The sequence below is a fragment of the Paenibacillus sp. FW101-FHT12H11 genome, assembly GCF_058790355.1.
In genome coordinates this window covers 234,663-254,771 of the sequence record NZ_JBYTCO010000004.1, presented here as the reverse complement: position 1 = coordinate 254,771, position 20,109 = coordinate 234,663, and the positions used below count along the sequence as shown (strand labels likewise).

Sequence of the window (20,109 nt, the reverse complement as noted above, 5' to 3'; positions counted from 1 at the left end):
TTGTTACGCTTTCATTAATACGTTGATCGCGTATTTACCAAGAATCGACATCTACCGTCATCATAAAATTTATTGTGAACTACGTCAATACCCCATTGAATCCAATTAATTACAACGAAAGATAGAGAAGACATTGCTGTCTTCCCTATGAATTTACTAGGAATAAATTTCTAAAATAGCTACTCCATGCGGTTCAAGTACCAGCGTCCACTCATAGACTCGGTGTGACAATAGATCCTTATAGGATCCAACATTTAATAGAATTGCTGTTTCATAAGCGTTATGATTCAAAACAAAGGTATACGTTTTATCTTCTTTCTGTCTGCTTCTGATCTCGACACCTTCTGGAGCTTGATGAGCCGTCGTCAAATTCAATCGTTCACAAATCGTTTTGCTGAGCTGTTCCAAAAATCTCTGTTCAGGGTCAGTTGCTACATAATAAGCTTCCCCACGCCCGAATGTATTTCGGGTGATTGCCGGCATGCCAGCGTAAAAAATCACGTCCATAAACGCCAAGCGCCTCCGCTCCCTCAAGATGCAGCAAATCGCACAAGAGTCCACATTCATATTCGCCATGAAGTTCCCCAAACGTCGAATTCATCATAATTCTATTCGTCATTTCCGGTTGGAGCGCATCGATTTCCTCTACCCATATGCCGAGCAAGTCACGTAATTCGCCTGGGTAACCACCTAACGTTACAAGATCATTTTCATTCACAATCCCACTAAAAAAGGAGGTAATGAACGTTCCGCCCTGCTTCACAAACGACTTCAGCCGGTCGCTCACGCCAGGTTTCAACATGTACATCACCGGTGCGATAATTAATTCATATTTGGAGAAATCACTAAGCGGGCTAATAACATCCATACTAACATTTAAATCATAAAAGGCTCTGTAGTACTTCTGAGCCTGCTTAAGATAATCCAGATCCACGCTTGGTCCGCTGGTCATTTCTACTGCATTCCAAGTATCAATATCAAACAACAGCGCTACTTTGGACTCCGTTACGGAATCTAGAAGCGTATCCCCCAACATCTGCAGCTCCTTTCCTAATTGTGTGCACTCTTGAAATACTCTCGTATGCTCATGTCCTGCGTGAGCAATCAAAGCACCGTGATACTTCTCGCACGCACCAACGGAACGGCGTAATTGGAAAAACATAACCGTATCTGCCCCGTGCGCTATCGCTTGATAGCTCCAAAGCCGCATAACACCAGGCCGTTTGAGACTGTTGTAAGGCTGCCAGTTTTGCTGGCTTGGCGTCTGCTCCATCAACATGAAAGGTTGTCCGTCCTTCAGCCCTCTCATGTAATCATGCCTCATCGCCACGTTGCTCATGGGCTCATTCATTTGGGGATAGCTGTCCCATGAAACAACATCCATATGGTCGGCCCATTTCTTTAAATCCAGCCCGTTAAATAGTCCCCATATATTCGACGTGATTTTAATATCCGGTGTAATCCGTTTAATGATGTCGTACTCGCCTTGATAACACTCTAGGATCGCATCCGACATAAATCTTTTATAATCCAACGCAATCCCTTGGAAACATCTGTTATTTCCATTCAAACTCGTAGGTGGTACAATCTCTTCCCATTCATATACCGTGTGAGACCAGAAGCTCATATTCCATACGCGATTTACAACCTCTAGCGTACCGTATTTCTTCTGCAGCCAAGTACGGAAAGAAGACGCACACGTATCGCAGTAGCAATGCGGCGCATACTCATTCCCAATGTGCCAAACTAGCAAGGATGGATGCTGTCCATAACGCTCTGCCATCATGGTTGCTAGACGCTGCGAGAACATTCGGTACACCCGGCTGTTAGGGCAGAAATTAACGCGGGATCCGTGCGTGCGCTTCCTGCCGTCAATATCGACGGGAAGCACTTCAGGATACAAGCGAGACATCCAGGCAGGCTGCGCTGCTGTTGAAGTAGCCAAACAAAGAAAGATGCCTTCCTTTGCGACTGTAGCAATAATTTTATCCAGCCATTCAAAATCGTATGTATCCTCTGAAGGCTGCAGCTTCGCCCAGCTAAACACAGGCAGTGTTACGATATTAATGCCTGCCAATTTAAACATTCGCATATCTTCTTGCCAAACTTCCTCTGGCCATTGGTCCGGATTGTAATCACCGCCGTAATAGATGGATGGCAGTTTGTCATTAATCATTGGTTGTCCCCCCCAAAGTTCTATCGTCTATAAGCTCTACTCTTTAATTGCTCCGTCCATTAATCCGGCAAAAATAAATTTACGCAGTACCAAATAAATCAAGATGGTTGGTAACATCACCAAAATAATCGCGGCTGACAACTCATTCCAATAGGTCGCGCGCTCGCCTACAAACGTCATCAACGCGGTAGATAGCGTACTTAGTTTCTTCGAAGGCATATACAAATAAGGAATGTACATATCGTTCATAATATCAACGGCCTTGATGATCGCCAGTGTAGCCGTTGCGGGCAGCAAGAGTGGGAATAAAATCGAGCGGAAAATCCGGAAATACGATGCTCCATCCAAAAGCGCGCTTTCGTCCAGCTGCTTCGATATTTTCTCAATGAATTGCAAATAAATGAAAATTTGCATTAAGTCCGTGCCGGCATAAATGATTAACGGTGCAAAAATCGTATTATAGAGACCTAACGACTTAATCGTTTGAAAACGTGCCACTTCAGTCGTGTAGGCTGGTACGACGGACGCGATGATAAATAGCAGAAAGATCGTTTTTTTGAAACGGAAATTAAACCGATTAAGTACGAAGGCTGTCATAGCTCCGAGAATAGCATTAATGACAACGCTAGAAACCGTAACACTAAGTGAGTTAATTAACCCTACTAACATATTCGCTTTCTCGAAGGCGACGGCAAAGTTGTGGAACGACCAGCTCTTAGGCAGCGCAAACGGTGATGTAGCCGCGAGCTCCGGGGATGTCTTGAATGCGGCGAAAACAACCACAAGCAGCGGAACAAAGATAATGATCGTGATGATCGATAAAATGACGTAATAGAGTGACTTGCCAAGAAAGGAAAACAAATTTGCCTTTTCCACTCTGCGAGGTTTGGCTGCAAGCTCGGCTTGAGGCATGCTCATGATGATTTTTCCCCTTTCTCACGAATCAATAGGTTCTGAATGAAACTGAAGGCAATGATCATAACCATTAGAATAATCGCCAAGGCCGAAGCTAAGCCATAGCTATTGAATTTAAAGGCCGTATTGATCGTGAAAATCGTAAACGTACTACTTGAAGTACCTGGACCACCTTGTGTGACAAGAAAAGGAATATCGAAGACTTGAAGCGCTCCCCGAATATTTAAGAACAAAATAATTTCAATGACGCGGCGAATGCCTGGTAAAACGATATAGCGGATCTGCTGCATTTTGTTAGCGCCATCAATCGTTGCAGCTTCATACAGATCGTTGGGTATGGATTGCACGCCTGCTAGAAATAAAATGATATGAAAACCTGCAAATCGCCATAAGGAGATCGCGACAAGAGAATAGTTAACGATTTTCACGTCACTGAGCCAGTTATGAATCCAACTCTCCAGACCGATGGCCATCAACACCTCGTTGATCGGACCGTTCACTGGATTGTACAAATATCCGAAAATATAAGCGACTGCTACACCATTAATGATGTAGGGAAGTAAAACGATAGAACGGAAGAACTCGCTAGCTCGCATCTTGGCATTCAACATAACCGCCAATAAAATCTCAATGGGAATCAACAGCGCATGGATAATAAAATAAAGCCAGTTATTCGAGAGCGATTGCCATACTTGCGACATGTTGAGCGCTTTCAAATAATTGTCAAACCCTACAAAGTGCAAATCTCTGCTAATCCCATTCCAGTCAGTCAAACTGTATTGAAACAGCTTCACCGTAGGATAGATGAGAAATAACAGCATTAATCCAATCGGCAACGCAAGAAAAGAAAAAATAAGCACTCTTTTTTGCATCATGTTATTCATGTACTTCCCTCATTCCTTCATCAATGATGTTTGCAATGACAGCGGTGCAGGTGCCTACCCCTTAGATCATCTTTTTGTAAGCCTAATTTTAGAGAGAATGGACGCGCTTTCACATGATAATTTTTGTGCTTTCGATTGATAAATTTTGTTGGCAAACAAAAAACGCAGGCAATAAATGCCTACGTTTTCACATATTAAACCTTATAAGCCCGCATCGCTTTGCGCAGTTCCCGCCATGTAGGCCTTTTACCATACATGAGCACGCCCGTGCGGTAGATTTTAGCAGCCACCCAAGCCATTGCTCCGATCGAGACCAATTGGATGACGATGGACAGGCCTATTTCCCACAACGCCGGTGAGCTCATCCCTATTCGCAGGAACATAATCAATGGTGAGAAAAACGGTACGAATGACATCGTGACAACAAATCCGGTATTCGGATTATTTAATCCGAATATGGCGATCATAAACGCCGCTACGACCAACATCGTCACCGGCATAATCGCCTGCCCTACATCTTCCGTGCGGCTTACCAGTGAGCCAACCGCCGCAAAGACGGTAGCGTAAATAAAGAAGCCTAAGAGATAGAAGATCAAAAAATAGACAATAAGTGAAACCTGCAAGTTTTCCCACTTCAGATTAAACTGTGAGACGAGCTGACTGCTGCTGGATAAGCTTAAGTTTGCAACGCCTACAGCAATGGAGAGGGCTATCTGTGTTAATGCCAGCAAGCAAATACCAACAATTTTCCCGAACATCTGCTTAAGTGGTGATACACTCGTGATGAGCAGTTCCATTACCCTCGAGCTCTTTTCTGCGGTTATTTCCATCGCTACCATGTTGCCGAAGCCAATGACACCCATGTACAACATGAAGAGCATAACGTATACAAGCGCATAGGACATGACCATTTGCGACTCTGTCTTGCCTGCTGCTCCTTCATTGTTCATAAGAAGCTGCACAGTCTCCAAAGAGACAGGGGCTTGCATGTTGGCTTTTTGCTCGGGGGCAATTCCAGCCCCCTGTAAGACTACGTCCGTTTTGACCAGCTGAAGAGCGGTCTGAAGCTTGTTTTTGAGCGAAAACTCCATCGTTCCCTCGGATTTATAAACCGTTTTGGGGAATCCGTCTACGGTTGTATCTGTGAATTCGAGATAACCCTTTATCGATTTATCCGCAATTTGCTTCTTAGCGAGCGCCTCATTCGCTGCGGTGCTTCCCGCGTCTTGTAGAGGTACAATGACAATGTCCGGTTTCTGCTGAGTATTATAAAAAGCGGCCAGTTTCGCTGCAACCTGCTCTTGTTTCCCCGGGAACACGCCGATTTTCGTCGCCTCATGCGATGATAGCTTTTCCATGATTGTTGGTAGATGTATGAGAACGGATAAGAGTACGACTAGAATTAAACTCATCACTCGAAAGGATTTGGAGCGGAAACGAGTTAAGTAGGTAAATTTTATAACGGTCCAGGTCCTATTCATGTGCATTCCCCACCTTTTGAATAAAGATTTCATTCAGTGTTGGCTCCATGATTTGAAACCGATGTATAGCAGACTGCTCTATCGCATGCTGCAAAATCCGCTGGGGATCGGCCGTGGAATCTATCCGAATTTGATAGCCGTTCTGCTGCTTTTCCACAGCCGTAACGCCTTGGAGCTGTTCCAAGCCCTCAACCGGCCGCTCGGTTTGTAAGATGATTTTCTCCTTTGGAAATGCTGACTTAATCTCCTTCAAGCTCCCCTGCAGTATGGTATTCGAACGATGCAATATGCAAATATGTTCACAGAGCTCCTCCACATGTTCCATGCGATGGCTCGAAAAAAGGATCGTCTTTCCCTTGTCGCGCAAGCTTTTCACTGTTTTCTTCAACAATTCCACGTTCACGGGATCCAGTCCGCTAAAAGCCTCATCCAGGATCAAAATATCCGGATTATGGATGACGGCAGCAATAAATTGGATCTTCTGCTGATTCCCTTTGGACAGCTCCTCCACCCTTTTATTGTAGTACTCTGGGACGTCGAACCGGTCAAGCCAAGCTTTCAGCTCTGCCTCGGCTTGTTTACGGGACAGACCTCGCAGCTCCGCTAAATATAGGATTTGTTCGCTTACTTTAACTTTTGGGTACAAGCCTCGCTCTTCCGGCAAGTAGCCCATAAGCCTTTTCAACTCTTCACGATAGCCCTTCCCTTTCCACAAAATATGTCCTTGATCGGGATAGATCAGGCCGAGAACCATTCGCATCGTTGTCGTTTTCCCTGCACCATTAGCGCCTAGCAGTCCATAAATTTCTCCTTCCTGCACACGAAGATGGATTGCGTTCACAGCAGTTTTCTCACCGTACTGCTTCGAAACGTTTTCTACCGTAAGCGGGTATGTCATGGATTGAACCTGCCTTTCTAATTGTGATAGAACTTGATCATTCATCTTTCTACTAGTTTACATGAGATTGGAAGATAAAAGAAATTTTGCAAACTTTCCTCCAAAATAAAAAAAGCCGAACACCGTGGATGTTCCACAGGTTCAGCTTCTTAATTATAGTCCAAAAATCGCATCAATAACCGGCTTCGTTGTTCCACCGGGATACATCAAGTAGAGCAACACATAGACCAATACACCCGTTGGTGCAGTTAAAAGCCATACAATTGCCGCAACGCGGCCAATTTTCTTGTGCTTGAGAAATTTGTTTTTGTAGGCAAACCAAAGTGTTATTAGCCCAAGAACACCGCCTACCGTAGCTAAGGCAATATGGAAAAACAAAAATAAGTGATACGGCAGCTTCAAGCTCTCAGGTCCACCGAATGATGTGTTCCCCTCAAACAACGTGCGCGACATATATATAATAAAGAACGCTAGTGCGAAAATGGCTCCAAGAACCATCAGCTTTTGATGGGTTTCCCGATTCCCTTTCACAATATGATACCAGCCGAAACCGACAAAAATGGCACTGATTACGATAAACATCGTAGAAATCGTTGGTAAAATGTGCATCTCCCTAAATCCTTTCCCCTAAGCGCGATTCCAATTACCGCCCTGATTATTCAGACCCTCTTGAGTCTCTATAAGATCCATATCGTTCTCTTCCTTCCGCTCTCTGCGGTACCACCGGAAGAAAATATAGGCAAGTGTCGCTCCATAGACAACTTCCTGAACCATCTTCATTAGAACGCCACCCAATTGCTGATCATCAAGAGGTGATAAATGGGCGAAGGGTACGGTTACATTCGCGTACATGTCATAAATGATCGTATCCGCGAAAATAATGAGCGCACAGGCTGGTGTCAGCAGAATTCCGTTACCAAAGATGTAAGCCATCTTCTTCAAATCATTTAAGCGATTCATCTCAGGCAGTGGACAAAAAACAGGAAACCACATCATGAAAGCGGTGAATAATAGCACCGTGTGGTAACCGAAAAGCGATAGATCATTAATCATTAAGTAATCCATAACCAAAGGCATATGGTAAATGGAGAAGAGCATGTTAAATAGGAATAGTGCAATCAACGGACGTGTGAAAAATGAGAATATACCGCGAATAACAGTTACTTTCATAATCGAACGCATCATCCACGCTGGTGTACCCAGCCATATACAGATAGGTACAATTAAATACAAGATCGTTTGCTGCAGCATATGCATACTGAACAAGTAGTGATGCCCAATATAATTAATCGGACTTCCTTGGCCAATATAGAAGAGCGCCAATCCAATATAGAAAGAAATCTGCTGCGAAACCGAAACTGTTTCATTCTCAGCGGAATTCCCTTTCCCCTTAGCGACAAAGCGACGATACATATATCCGACAACGACGATCACCAACAGTAATACCGGATTCCACAACTCGAAAAATCCACCAATTTGGCTCATAGCTGATCTCTTTCTCCTTTCAACTTCATGCTAGACCTTCATTCTAAAAAAAGAGGAGGCACTTTGCCTAGACAAAGTTGCCTCTTCCAGTGGTTTACCACCACATCCAGTATACGGCTGTAATAACACCTGTAAGAGCTACGAAAGCTCCTCCCGCTAGAAAAATTAACGGGAATAAGTGTCCTCTCTCTTTGGCGTGCATCCAGAAGAACAACTGGATAATCGCTTGTACAAGCGCCAAAGTGACGATGAAGATCAGAATAAACGAACGATCCAGGTCTCCGTAGAGTACGACTGCAAATGCAAGCATTGTCAGCAAGATCGAAATAATGTAAGACAAGTAGTGGTTCAAAGGAGATTCGTGTTTTACTCGTTTGCTAGGTGCGTGTGTATCATGAGAATTGCTGCTCATCTTAGTGACCCACCTTCCCCATCAGATAAACGACTGTGAAGATAAATACCCAGACCAAGTCAATAAAGTGCCAGTACAACGCTGCTACGTAGAACTTAGGAGCTGTAACAACGGTAAGACCTTTCTTAAGTCCTTGTAGAATCAACAGTGTAATCCAGCAAATACCGAATGCAACGTGCGCTCCGTGGAAACCAACCAGTGTATAGAACGAAGTTGAGAACGCACTTGTTGTAAATTTATGACCTTCGTGAACATACTCAACGAACTCATAAATCTCAAGACCCAAGAACGAAAGACCAAACAATACCGTAATCAGAAGCCAGAATAACAATTGGCCCAGCTTCTGTTTGTGCATCGCGATGATCGCGAATACGCTTGTTAAACTACTTGTTAAGAGGATGAAAGTGGACCAGCCCACTGTTTTGAGTTTGAAAATTTCATCGGCCGTTGGACCATCTGGAACAGAGTTCCGAAGTGCAATGTAAGTTGCGAATAAACAACCAAACAATACGACCTCGGCACCAAGAAATAACCAGAATCCAAGAACCTTATTTTTCCCTTCGAGGGTAGCCGTTTCCGGATTAGCAGGCAGTGCGCCCGTGTGATGAGTACTCATGCCTTTACCCCCTTGTCATCTTCAAGTTCTTCCGGTTCAATATGCCAACCATGATCGTCGTATACGGAGCGTAAGAACATAGCGAGTAATGTAACAACCATCCCTGCACCTGCTACATAGTAGTTTTTGTACATGAAACCAAAACCTGCAATGAACAAGCCAACGGACATCATTAGCGGCAATATGGATGCTGACGGCATATGAATCGAACCTACAGGTTCTGCCGGAGTCATTTCTTTATTACCTGCCATTTTTTCTTTCCAAAGTGCATCATAGCCGCGAACAAGCGGAGTTTGTTTAAAGTTATACTCAGGCGCTGGTGAAGGAATCGACCATTCCAATGTACGACCATCCCATGGATCAGATAGAGCCGTAGCTGGTTTCCTGGATGTTGCAATGATATTGATAAGGAACACGATTGTACCAATACCCATGAAGAAAGCACCTATTGTTGATACCAAGTTACCTACTTCAAGATCATACCCTGGTTGGTACGTAAATACACGACGCGGCATCCCCATCAGACCCAAGAAATGCTGCGGGAAGAATGTTAAATGGAACCCGATGAAGAACAACCAGAAATGTAATTTACCCAGTCCTTCGTTCAACATACGGCCAAACATTTTCGGCCACCAGTAGTACAGACCCGCGAACAAGCCTAGGATTAGACCACCAACGATAACATAGTGAAAGTGAGCAACTACGAAATACGTGTCGTGGTATTGGAAGTCTGCTGCAGGAATCGCAAGCATAACCCCTGTTGTTCCACCCATAACGAACGTCGGGATGAAAGCTGTTGCAAAAATATTAGCTGTAGTGAAGCGAATTTGCCCGCCCCAAAGGGTGAACAACCAGTTAAAGATTTTAACACCTGTCGGAACTGCAATAGCCATAGTTGCGATTGAGAAAATCGAGTTAGCAACTGGACCCAAGCCTGATGTAAACATATGGTGGACCCAAACCATGAAACCCAAGAAACCGATTAATACAGTTGCGAAGACCATGGAGCTGTATCCGAAAAGACGTTTTTTGGAGAACGTCGATACGATCTCAGAAATAATACCAAACGCAGGAAGAATCAAAATGTAAACTTCGGGGTGCCCGAAAATCCAGAACAGATGCTCCCACAATACGTTGTTACCGCCTCTGGCAGCATCGAAGAATGCTCCGCCAAAGACACGGTCAAACATTAGTTCAACTAGCGCTACCGTAATGGCTGGGAACGCAAGAACGATCAAACCTGAAGTAATGAAAGCCGCCCATGTGAACATTGGCATACGCATATACGTAAGACCAGGTGCACGCATGTTGATAATGGTAACGAGGAAGTTAATACCCCCGATAAGTGTACCAATACCGGCAATTTGCAAACCTAGAACATAGAAATCTGTACCTTGAATGTTACCCTCGAGCGTCTGCCCCCAACTGTTGTCGGTAATCGAGGACAATGGCGCATATCCCGTCCAACCGGCATCCGGTGCGCCACCCAAGAACCAACTTGTGTTCATCAATACGCCGCCGGCGAAGAACAGCCAGAAACCAAGTGAGTTCACGAATGGGAACGCAACGTCCCTTGCACCAATTTGAAGAGGAACGATGGCATTCATGAATGCGAAGATCATCGGCATCGCCGCAAAGAAAATCATCGTTGTTCCGTGCATCGTTGTTAATTGGTTAAATGAATCACCGATGAAAATATGTTGATCGGGATAAGCGAGCTGAATCCGAATCAGAATGGCTTCAAGTCCTCCTACGAGGAAGAAAAGCCCGCCCGCAAGTAAGTACAGGATACCGATTTTCTTATGATCGACTGTTGTAAGCCAATCCATTAGACCGGTATGTTTTTTTACTGGATGAGAGTGAGCCAACGTATTAACCTCCTTTACCTGAGAAGTTTATTTCAAAGTCTGTAAGTACTGAACGATATCGTTAATTTGGGCGTCATCAAGCTTGCCGCCTGCTGCTTTACCGAACGCCGGCATTTTGTTGCCTGGTTTCTGATCTTGCGGATTATGTATCCACAGCGCCATTTTCTCAGGAGTATGTTCCAGAATACCAGCAAGAGTATCGCGATCAGCGAAACCTTTGAGGTTCGGAGCAACACCAGGACCATTGGCTGTAACTGCGTGACAAGACATGCAATTTTCTTTGAAAAGCTCTTCACCCTTCTGCGCTGTTGCCGGCACAGTTACAGGTGCTTTCATTTTCGCTACCCATGCATCGAAATCCGTTTGGCTTTTCGACTCAACCGTGAAGTTCATCAAAGCATGTGAGGCTCCGCAAAGCTCTGTACATCTACCTTGGAATGTAGCGATTTCATCTGCTTGCAGGTAAAGCGTATTCGTGATTCCAGGGTTCGTATCCACTTTACCGCCTAGGGATGGTACCCAGAATGCGTGAGAAACGTCCGCGGAAACAAGTTCAAAAGCAATAATTTTATCCTTAGGCACAACAAGTTGTTGAGCTGTCGCGATGCCTAGATCTGGATATTCAAACTGCCACCAGAATTGATGCGCAGTGACTTTGACGTGAACGGCGGCTTTGTCCTTAGTGTAGTTCGTTGAATGCTTAAATGTGTAAGATACTGTTGGCACCGCAAGTACTAACAGTAAGAGAATCGGAACAACGGTCCAGATAATCTCAAGCACGTGGCTTCCTTCCACTTGTTTCGGAATACTGTTGTCGCCTTTGCGCTTCCTAAAGCGAATTAAAACGTACACATAAATCGCAAATACGACAATTACGACAAAAACCATGATAAAGAGACTTAATTTCATCAAAAACAATTGCTCTGATGCAACAGGACCTTTTGGCTGCAATGCAGACAGAGTTGGGTCTCCACACCCGGTTAGCAAGAACGTCATTACCGCTAAAAGGGGTAGCAGACGCCATAACTTTTTCAATCGACTCATTGTATCAACCCCACTTTTAAAACATTATTTTTACCACGATGGCCATGCCCTTGTCAATTCACTTTATTAACTATAAATTCGTGAAAAGTTTTTGTCAATCGCTGGAGGAGAGTTCACAAATTGTTCTTAAACCGCTCTGTAGCGATATATTTTCCCTTCATGGTTATTTCCATACACCCACCTCTTTATGCACAAAAGCGTATATTTGTGAACACGAATAAAAGGAGAGAAACATCCCATCCTATAGACATTACACTCTAGATTGGGAGGTCTTTATTGATGCTCAGTAAGTTAGGTTTTCCGATTTCTGGATTGCTATTCCTCATGCTGACTTTATCAGGCTGCGGGGAAGGTGGACGGGAATATGGCAAGAGTCCCGATCATACCAACTTCGGTGCTCCCGTCGATAAATCGACAGAATCCGAGAGAGCCTACCAAACTCAACAGCTCTCTGGTCCAGTTTCGCACAATAATACTAGTCTGGCCTACAATCAGTTTCTATCAAATCAACTCAACGCTATGAATGGTGTTAATACGGCCATTGTCATGACAACGGACAAAAATGCCTATGTCGCCCTTATGATTGACAGCAGCGCTACAGGCACCAAAGGAACAACGAAGGAGACAAACAATCAAGGAACGAGCAAAGGCTTTTACAATGACAATGCTCCTCACGATGATTATTTACCTTCCAATGATCTGAACAACGGGTATAACAGTTATGAAACAGCCGTTCATCATGACCTGCTATCTCATCGTTTTAAACAAGCTATGGCAGAGAAAATCCGTTTGCTCCAACCAAATGTGATGGATGTCTATATTTCAGCAAATCGGGATTTCCTTAACAAAATGAACAGCTATGCTCAGGAAAGTTGGAAAGGGAATTCGCTTATGCCGCTTCTGACCGACTTCAACAAGACTGTGGAGCGCGTTTTTGGAACTGCACAAGTATTGCCCAGTAAATAAAAACATTTTCTACTATATATAGTAGATATTTAATGCTTGTAGGCCGGCCCCTGTTTCCATTTGTCTGGCATTCCTGTACAATGGGGGAATCGTCTTAACAAGGAGAGACTTTGGACTACCACCAAAGATCCCTATCAATTGCAGGAAAAAGGGAGCTGGCCAATTACCATGTCAAGTGGATTTGCCTCATTAGGAATAAGAGAAAAACTCGTTGGAGTTTTACAAGCATCAGGCGTTATCGAACCGACCCCCATTCAAAGGGAAGCTATACCTGTTTTATTAAAAGGCACGGATGTTATCGCACAAGCACAAACAGGCACAGGTAAAACCCTAGCCTTTGTTCTTCCAATATTAGAAACGATCGATGTGGAAAGTGCAGATGTTCAAGCGCTGATTCTGACACCTACACGCGAATTGGCCATTCAAATTACGAATGAGCTGAAAGGCCTTGTCCAAGTGACCGGAGCAAAGGTACTTGCAGCCTATGGCGGGCAAGATGTAGAAAAGCAGCTTAGAAAGCTTCAAGGGAACATACATATAGTAGTAGGAACACCGGGAAGACTGCTTGATCATCTTCGCCGCGGTTCTATCAATTTCTATAAATTGAAAATACTCGTATTGGATGAGGCCGATCAAATGCTGCATATGGGTTTCCTTCATGAAGTGAAGGACATCATTGCACAAACGTCTCCTTATCGCCAGACCCTTCTCTTCTCAGCCACCATGCCTGAACAAGTGATGAACTTGTCCAAAGCTTATATGAAGGACGCCAAAGAAATTAAAATTCAAAGCAAACAAGTTACGTTGACTGAAATTGAGCAGGTTCTCGTTCCGACGACTGACCGTCAGAAGCAGGATGCTTTGATTGCCGCTATTAAACAATATAAACCTTACCTCGCGATGATTTTCTGCCGGACCAAGGCAAGAGCCATTGCATTAAATGAAGCTTTGCAGGAACTCGGGCTTATGTCCGACGAACTACACGGAGATCTGTCACAGGCCAAACGTGAGCAAGTTATGAAACGATTCCGGGACGGTCGTATCGAGTTATTGGTCGCTACGGATATTGCTGCGCGCGGGTTAGATGTCGAAGGTGTCACCCATGTCTTCAATTATGACGTACCGCAAGACGCCGAAAGCTACATCCACCGCATCGGCCGTACAGGTCGTGCCGGAGATACGGGTGTTGCGGTGACCTTCGCTACCCAGCGGGATATGCCGACCATCGAATTGATCGAAAAAGGCATCAAAATGTCCTTAAGGGGGGCATCCGAGCCTCAAGTGCGCCGCGTTCGTTCAAGCTCCGAGGATTACCTCGAGCATGAAGGCCGCGGATCAGGCCGTCGAAGCAGCGGAGCTTCTCGCTCCGGCCGCAGCGGCCGGACATCCGAGCCGCGCGCTCAGATAAGCCGCGGAAGATCCGGCGCTCGCGAAGAGAGAGCCGGCGTGCAATACGGCACGGGACGTTCCGCATCCAGAGGCGGCGATAAATTTGGTGCGCGCAGCGATGCGCCAAGAGGACAACGCCCTGCGAAGGTTAATTCGGAGCGCAACCCGAACACATGGGGTCGCGCAGAGAGAAAAGAGCCGGTAGACGCAGGACCGGGACGCGGAGACAACATGAGCGCTGCCAAAGCGCGGGTCACCCGTTCTTGGGGACGCGGCGAAGCCGACCAACGCCCTGCAGGTCGCGGTGATGGCACGGACCGCAAGCGCTCTGCTCCTCACGGCGATAAATCCTACTCGCCGTACAACAAGTACGCCGGCACAGGCCGCGACGACGCAGCAAGTGCATCACGCGCGATTCGCAGCGGCGGCAAAAGCCGTGGCGACAGCGCCGAGCGCGGTGCAGGACGCGGTGACAGCTTCGGAGCACGCGGCGGCGCAGCTCCACGCAGTGACCGTCCTGGCGCAGCGCGCGGCTACCAGGGTGGCGGCGAACGCGGCGGCCAATCGCGCGGACGCGGTGACGGCGCTGGCTCACGTACTGGAGCGCCGCGCGGCGGCGACAGAAGCGGTTCACCACGCGGCAGTGCACCACGTGGTGGCGGGCGCGGCGGGAAACGCTAGTCAGAAAAGCGTTTCCATAGCTAGACCTTTACCGAATAACCCGAACCATGTAAAATATAAGTACGGCTGAAAATGATCCTACTTAGACAAAAATCGTTTCATACCGTTGCACGCACGTAGGATTTACCCCCCACTTTTCACAAATAAGGAGGTATGTTCCATGTACGCATTAAAGGACAAGGAAATGATTTTTGTATTCACCGGTCCACACGGAGCCGGTCGTAAGACGGTTGCTGAAATGTCAGGTTCTACACTGGGCATGAAGCAAGTTATCTCTTACACCACCAGACCTCCGAGGGCAACCGAGGAAGACGGTCAAGACTATCACTTTATCTCCCCTGCTCAATTCGTACAGGCGCAGGCAAACGGTGAATTCATTGAGGTAAGCACCGTCAATGATCATTTATATGGGATTAAAAGTGCCGATATTGAGCGGATGTTCGAACACAGCGGAAGCATCTATCTAATCTTGAACCGCTTCGGCGCGGAAACGCTCAAAAAGCATTACGGCGATCACGTTGTTCTCGTTTTCATCTACGCGCAGCGCGATATTCTCGAAGAGCGGATGAGAGAAAGCGGAGATTCCGAAGAGATCATTCAGAAGTATCTCTCTTATTACGAAGATGAGCTGGCTTTCCGCGATCAATGCGATCACGTTTTCGAGAACGTGGATTTGGCCCATACGGTGTTTGATCTCACCAAAACGCTCGATAAATACCTAAACCGTAACCTCGTTGATTTGGATTAATATGAAATGCCTATAAACAGGCCTGGACGTACCTACGTCCGGGTCTTTTCATGTAACATCCGACTGGAAGGAGTGTCAATAATGAAAATTATATCCATAGAACCTACACCAAGCCCAAATTCCATGAAACTTAACATGGACGAATCGCTGCCTGCCGGCGTGCGTAAAACCTACACAAAGAAAAACAGTACGGAAGCCCCGGACAACGTTCAGCAATTGCTCGCTGTTCAGGGTGTGATCAGCTTATTCCACGCAGCGGATTTCATTGCGCTGGACCGTACCTCCAAGGGAGACTGGCAGTTCATTTTGGCCAAAGCCCGCGAGATTTTGGGAGTTGCCGAAGGCTCTGCCAGCAGTAATGACTTGCCGCTGGAACAAACGCAAGCTGAAGCGGCCTTCGGAGAGGCACAAGTCCTCGTGCAGATGTTCCGCGGCATCCCGCTTCAGGTGCGGGTCCGCGCAGGCAATGAAGAAGCGCGCGTGGCGATGCCCGAGCGCTTCACGCAAGCCGCGGTCCGCGCAGGTACGGCATCGCCGAACCTGATCAAGGAGCGCAAGCTGGAGGAGCTCGGCGTGCGCTACGGCGAGCTGAAGGACATCGCGGGCGAAGTCGTCCAGGAGCTGGACGCTTCTTACGACGACGCCCGCGTCGAAGCTTTGGTCTCCAGCGCGATGCTGGAGACCGACGTCTCTCCTTCTTCGGAAGCCTCCGAAGAAGATCAGACCGGCGCAACGCTGGAACAGCTGCGCCACAGTGACTGGAAGCTGCGCTACGCCGCGCTTCAAAAGATCCAGCCGTCGCTGGAGACGCTGCCGCTTCTCGTCCATGCCCTGCAGGACGAGAACACGTCGATTCGGCGACTGGCAACGGTTTACCTCGGGGATATCAAGGAACCCGAGGTACTGCCTTTCCTGTATCGTGCCCTTGAGGACGATACCCCATCTGTTCGTCGGACGGCTGGCGATACGCTGTCCGACCTCGGCGACCCCGCCGCCATGCCGGCTATGGCGAAGGCGCTCAAGGACCGCAATAAGCTGGTCCGTTGGCGAGCGGCGCGCTTTTTGTACGAGGTAGGCGACAACTCCGTGCTGAAGGATCTCCAGGAAGCGGCGGACGACCCCGAGTTCGAAGTGCGCATGCAGGTCAAGATCGCGCTGGAGCGGATCGAGGGCGGGCATGCCGCCGAAGGCTCGGTCTGGCAGCAAATGACGCGCAGAAACGAGCAATAACATACGATTCGTAGCTATGGAAAATCAAGGCTAGTGGAAAAAGCGATGATCGCTGCTTCCACTAGCCTTTTTGATCGCTTATAGCTTCACGCGGAGCTCATCTACCGAAACCCTGCGGCCACCATACTTCTTGGGCGGCGCGGGCACAATCGTCGGAGCGTCTTCCCCCGCTTCCACCATCTTCTGAATCAACCGCTCACGCAGTTCAACGGCAACCTCAGCAAACGGCTCCAGTCCCACGAGGTTGCATAACTCATGTGGATCGGCTAGCAGGTCATACATTTTCTCCAGAAAAAGACAAATAGCACAATCCCCTTCGCGGCTTGCGTATGAGCGAAATAAGTATGCCGATCGATACTAACTCTTTTCTTTGAAGCAGAATAGATTTCATCTTAGTAACCAAATGCTTGCTTTGTCAATATCGAAAAGCAGAAAGCGCTAGCCCTCCCGAGAATTCCCAGGAGTTCTAACGCTAGTTAACGGTATGAATTATCGTTCATACTGCTTAAAATACATAATCCGATCCATAATCTCCGGATGCGAGCCACGAAACCAATGAACGAGCCTCGGCTGTGTGACAGGGCTCAAGTTCTCTTTGGCAATTTGCTGAAAAGCGCGAATGGCGGCTCTGCCGTCTCCTGTCAGTTGCATCGCATACACATCTGCTCGATGCTCAATCACCCGGGAGAAGGCGTTTTGAGCCGGCGCGGAGACAAAGCTCATGAACGTAACAAGCAGCAGCAGAATGGGCAGCGCCGCTAAGTCATTTTCTCCCCGAATGCCCCATCTAGCGCCCCATCGTTTAAGGAAGAAACGATAAGCGTGAAAAGCGAGCCATAAGCCCACCAAGCTAAGCGCAATGCCATAAGCAAGGCCGATATAGATATGCTTCTCTACATAGTGTCCCATTTCATGTGCCATCACGGTTAAAATCTCATCGGGCTGCAGTTTTTTCAGCGTCGTATCCCACAGTACAATTCTGGCGTTGCCGCCTATTCCATTGACATAAGCATTAATCGCGTTAGTCCTCTCAGACATATTGACCTCGTAGACCTGCTTAGCCGGAATGTGCGATTCCGCCGCCAATTGAAGAATTTGCGCCTTAAGCTCTTGATCCTGTAGCGGCTTGAAATCATTGTACAGGGGATCAAGCACAACGGGTTGAATAAACGTGACGAACACAATCAATGGAACAGACACAAGCCAGAACCAGAACCACCATCGGTTGGGACTCCATTTCAGCACCAGCCTGAATATCCACACCATCACAATGGTTCCCACGGCATTTAACAGAAAATCCTTCGCATGGTCCCCGAGGAAGATCGCGAGCGTCTCGGTTGATATCCCGTAGGCTAGATCGATTTTGAACAAGAAATAGTCCACCGGCAAGAACAGCACGTCCATCAACAGAGTAAATAGAAGCACAAAAACGGCCATTTGCAGGAAGGATGCCTTGAACAGCTTTTCAGCCAAACTTCGAATACGGACAGCCACACCTAAGAGCAGCAGGATCAATCCGATTTGGAGCGGAGAACTAAGGAAATAAGCTAATGACCGAATGCGCGACAAGGATTCAGCTTTGTCTATTTCCTGTGCCGTCATGAACGTATGCGGGTCCGCGCTGGTGCCAACCAGGGTTTGAGGTATCCCAAATAAATCTCCTTTTAATAAATACACAATCATGACGATCGCATACAAGCCAAAAGCTGCGCCAAGCCCTATGTACAGACGCTTCATTTCATCCCTCCACCGCCAACGTCATATAAGTCAATTAACAGCCAATCCGGTGTAAAATCTCTAGATAACAGCCATACTTGCGTAAACCTTCCACTTGGCGGAACGAGCTTATGCTTGAAACTGAGCACATCGGACATCCCGAACAGCAGAGATACGTTGCGTATGAGCAGCATGCAAGGATAGTCATGGGAATAATCCTGCAACTTCTGTTCCTTACTCACAATCCGATCGTTAATGACCTTAATGAAATTATCCAGCACTTCCGCCCCAGGCTTCGTAAGCTCGGATCGTGACATCATACGTCTGGCTTCCTCCATATCGTAGAACAAATGAGTCACTTCTAGCCCTACTCGCTCGTTATTGGCATCCTCCAGAAGCGCATCCGGTTTCTCCTGCTGGCGTACCATTCTCAGCGCTATCGGGTTATTTATATTATATAGTTCAAGAAAAATATCGATAGCAGCTTGCTCTAGCGCCTTTTTCTCCTCTTCATGCTTATTCATATACTTCCCTCTTATCTATGGAACGGGTATTTTTAATCATTTTACCCTATTGTATGAGCTATTGCCTCATATGGTCATCCCTAGTCCTTCTTTCATGCCATAAAATATGCTCAAGACGCCGTCCGCTTTCCTAGACTATGCCGCTTGACCATCCTTATATGTCTTACTGACTTCATCTTGCATTTCCAGATTCTTCATGATGTAATGAAAAGATCGTACTAGAACGGAAGTGATTTCACATCAAAAAGTTGACATGCTGCCTTATCGTTGTATGGTCAGTGATGTGCTTGGCGTTACCCAAGCCTACTGCTCCTGCCTTTGTACAAGCTCTCCAACCCGTCGCGCCAAGTCCGTCTGCCAGTGAGTTTAGTAACCCGCTTCTGGCTGCATCTGCGCTTGAATCTGCGCCAACATCTACATCTGCATCTTCACCTGTGCCTGTATCTGTACCGCTACCTTCTGCTGCTGCCACTCCGCCCGTGGAACACCATTATCAAGTGCTTAATGCCCCTGCTTTATCACAGCTGCCGGAGCTGCCCAATGGGTGCGAAGCCGTGGCGGCCACCATGCTGCTGAATTGGGTCGGGCTTCCTGTCACCAAGGAGGAAGTAGCTGACGCACTCCCTAGAGGCGAGATGCCTGCCGAGAACGCCGATGGGGCTTTTGTTGGCGCCAATCCCGAAGACGTATTTGTCGGCAACCCCTATAAGGCGGGATACGGCATTTATCATAAACCGATGTATGCCACAATGAACCAGCTATTGCCTGGGCGTTTCAAAGATATCACAGGCGCTTCTTTTGATGCGTTGCTGAGCGTCATAGAAGCAGGCAAGCCCGCCATGATATGGGCTACGGAACATATGGATACCCCTTATCTGGATCTGGAATGGCAAGATGACGAGGATCGGCTCGTGGAATGGTATCAACCTGAACACGCCTTGCTGCTAACCGGCTGGGACGACGATTACGCCTATATGAACGACCCAATGACCGGACAGCAGGAAGCTTATGCATTAAGCGACTTTAAGCAAGTGTGGGAGCTTATGGGCTCGCAGGCCATTACCTTGAACTAAGCG

The 20,109-nt window shown here is 47.0% G+C and carries 19 protein-coding genes and 1 pseudogene; 5 read left to right on the top strand and 15 right to left on the bottom strand.

Annotated elements, in window-relative coordinates; all coding sequences use genetic code 11:
* Positions 1-156: 156 nt before the first annotated feature.
* The 11 genes and pseudogenes from AC3WTJ_RS14705 to coxB all read right to left on the bottom strand — a co-directional run bounded on the left by AC3WTJ_RS14705 (position 157) and on the right by coxB (position 11,779).
* Positions 157-2,176, bottom strand: a pseudogene (locus tag AC3WTJ_RS14705) (beta-galactosidase).
* A 36-nt stretch (positions 2,177-2,212) separates the two neighbouring features.
* Positions 2,213-3,094, bottom strand: coding sequence for a carbohydrate ABC transporter permease (locus AC3WTJ_RS14700; RefSeq protein WP_246069069.1), 882 nt, complete (start codon positions 3,092-3,094; stop codon positions 2,213-2,215).
* Positions 3,091-3,975 (bottom strand): carbohydrate ABC transporter permease, encoded by an 885-nt coding sequence (locus AC3WTJ_RS14695; RefSeq protein ID WP_492522403.1) that lies wholly within the window; start codon positions 3,973-3,975, stop codon positions 3,091-3,093. The genes AC3WTJ_RS14700 and AC3WTJ_RS14695 overlap by 4 nt, the downstream gene beginning before the upstream one ends.
* Before the next feature lie 194 nt (positions 3,976-4,169).
* Complete coding sequence (locus AC3WTJ_RS14690) at positions 4,170-5,456, bottom strand: ABC transporter permease (RefSeq protein ID WP_492522402.1); 1,287 nt, start codon at positions 5,454-5,456, stop codon at positions 4,170-4,172.
* Positions 5,449-6,354, bottom strand: a complete 906-nt coding sequence (locus AC3WTJ_RS14685; RefSeq protein ID WP_492522401.1) for an ABC transporter ATP-binding protein — start codon at positions 6,352-6,354, stop codon at positions 5,449-5,451. The genes AC3WTJ_RS14690 and AC3WTJ_RS14685 overlap by 8 nt, the downstream gene beginning before the upstream one ends.
* A gap of 153 nt (positions 6,355-6,507) precedes the next feature.
* A complete protein-coding gene (locus AC3WTJ_RS14680) occupies positions 6,508-6,963 on the bottom strand; it encodes a DUF420 domain-containing protein (protein WP_127453741.1) in 456 nt (151 codons plus the stop codon).
* An 18-nt stretch (positions 6,964-6,981) separates the two neighbouring features.
* The gene (locus AC3WTJ_RS14675) at positions 6,982-7,839 is read right to left on the bottom strand and encodes a cytochrome c oxidase assembly protein (protein WP_492522400.1); all 858 of its coding nucleotides are present in this window, start codon (positions 7,837-7,839) and stop codon (positions 6,982-6,984) included.
* Positions 7,840-7,933: 94 nt separating this feature from the next.
* Positions 7,934-8,251, bottom strand: a complete 318-nt coding sequence (locus AC3WTJ_RS14670) for a cytochrome C oxidase subunit IV family protein (RefSeq protein WP_127453745.1) — start codon at positions 8,249-8,251, stop codon at positions 7,934-7,936.
* 1 nt (position 8,252) lies between these two features.
* Positions 8,253-8,867 carry a cytochrome (ubi)quinol oxidase subunit III gene (locus AC3WTJ_RS14665; protein ID WP_127453747.1) on the bottom strand — a complete coding sequence of 205 codons (615 nt, stop codon included), beginning with the start codon at positions 8,865-8,867 and terminating at the stop codon, positions 8,253-8,255.
* Positions 8,864-10,735: a cytochrome c oxidase subunit I gene (ctaD, locus tag AC3WTJ_RS14660; protein ID WP_492522399.1), complete on the bottom strand. Its 1,872-nt coding sequence runs from the start codon at positions 10,733-10,735 to the stop codon at positions 8,864-8,866. Before ctaD ends, AC3WTJ_RS14665 begins: the two co-directional genes overlap by 4 nt.
* 27 nt (positions 10,736-10,762) lie before the next feature.
* Positions 10,763-11,779, bottom strand: a complete 1,017-nt coding sequence (gene coxB, locus AC3WTJ_RS14655; protein WP_492522398.1) for a cytochrome c oxidase subunit II — start codon at positions 11,777-11,779, stop codon at positions 10,763-10,765.
* 279 nt (positions 11,780-12,058) lie between these two features.
* Between coxB and AC3WTJ_RS14650 the strand changes: the two genes are divergently transcribed.
* The 4 genes from AC3WTJ_RS14650 to AC3WTJ_RS14635 all read left to right on the top strand — a co-directional run bounded on the left by AC3WTJ_RS14650 (position 12,059) and on the right by AC3WTJ_RS14635 (position 16,793).
* The gene (locus tag AC3WTJ_RS14650; protein WP_127453752.1) at positions 12,059-12,745 is read left to right on the top strand and encodes a hypothetical protein; all 687 of its coding nucleotides are present in this window, start codon (positions 12,059-12,061) and stop codon (positions 12,743-12,745) included.
* Between the two features lie 168 nt (positions 12,746-12,913).
* The gene (locus AC3WTJ_RS14645; protein WP_492522397.1) at positions 12,914-14,815 is read left to right on the top strand and encodes a DEAD/DEAH box helicase; all 1,902 of its coding nucleotides are present in this window, start codon (positions 12,914-12,916) and stop codon (positions 14,813-14,815) included.
* A gap of 160 nt (positions 14,816-14,975) precedes the next feature.
* On the top strand, positions 14,976-15,563 hold the full coding sequence (locus tag AC3WTJ_RS14640) for a guanylate kinase (RefSeq protein ID WP_492522396.1): 588 nt from the start codon (positions 14,976-14,978) through the stop codon (positions 15,561-15,563).
* An 81-nt stretch (positions 15,564-15,644) separates the two neighbouring features.
* Positions 15,645-16,793, top strand: a complete 1,149-nt coding sequence (locus tag AC3WTJ_RS14635) for a virulence factor (RefSeq protein ID WP_492522395.1) — start codon at positions 15,645-15,647, stop codon at positions 16,791-16,793.
* 78 nt (positions 16,794-16,871) lie between these two features.
* Here the strand turns inward: AC3WTJ_RS14635 and AC3WTJ_RS14630 are convergent, their stop codons facing one another.
* The 4 genes from AC3WTJ_RS14630 to AC3WTJ_RS14615 form a co-directional block, all read right to left on the bottom strand.
* A complete protein-coding gene (locus tag AC3WTJ_RS14630; protein WP_492522394.1) occupies positions 16,872-17,075 on the bottom strand; it encodes a hypothetical protein in 204 nt (67 codons plus the stop codon).
* Positions 17,076-17,282: 207 nt separating this feature from the next.
* The gene (locus AC3WTJ_RS14625) at positions 17,283-18,530 is read right to left on the bottom strand and encodes a M48 family metallopeptidase (protein ID WP_492522393.1); all 1,248 of its coding nucleotides are present in this window, start codon (positions 18,528-18,530) and stop codon (positions 17,283-17,285) included.
* Entirely contained in the window at positions 18,527-19,033 is a 507-nt protein-coding gene (locus AC3WTJ_RS14620; protein ID WP_492522392.1) for a hypothetical protein, read from the bottom strand. The genes AC3WTJ_RS14625 and AC3WTJ_RS14620 overlap by 4 nt, the downstream gene beginning before the upstream one ends.
* A 235-nt stretch (positions 19,034-19,268) precedes the next feature.
* The gene (locus AC3WTJ_RS14615) at positions 19,269-19,505 is read right to left on the bottom strand and encodes a hypothetical protein (RefSeq protein WP_492522391.1); all 237 of its coding nucleotides are present in this window, start codon (positions 19,503-19,505) and stop codon (positions 19,269-19,271) included.
* 25 nt (positions 19,506-19,530) lie between these two features.
* Here AC3WTJ_RS14615 and AC3WTJ_RS14610 point away from each other — a divergent pair, with 25 nt between their 5' ends.
* Entirely contained in the window at positions 19,531-20,106 is a 576-nt protein-coding gene (locus AC3WTJ_RS14610; RefSeq protein WP_492522390.1) for a C39 family peptidase, read from the top strand.
* Positions 20,107-20,109 lie beyond the last annotated feature (3 nt).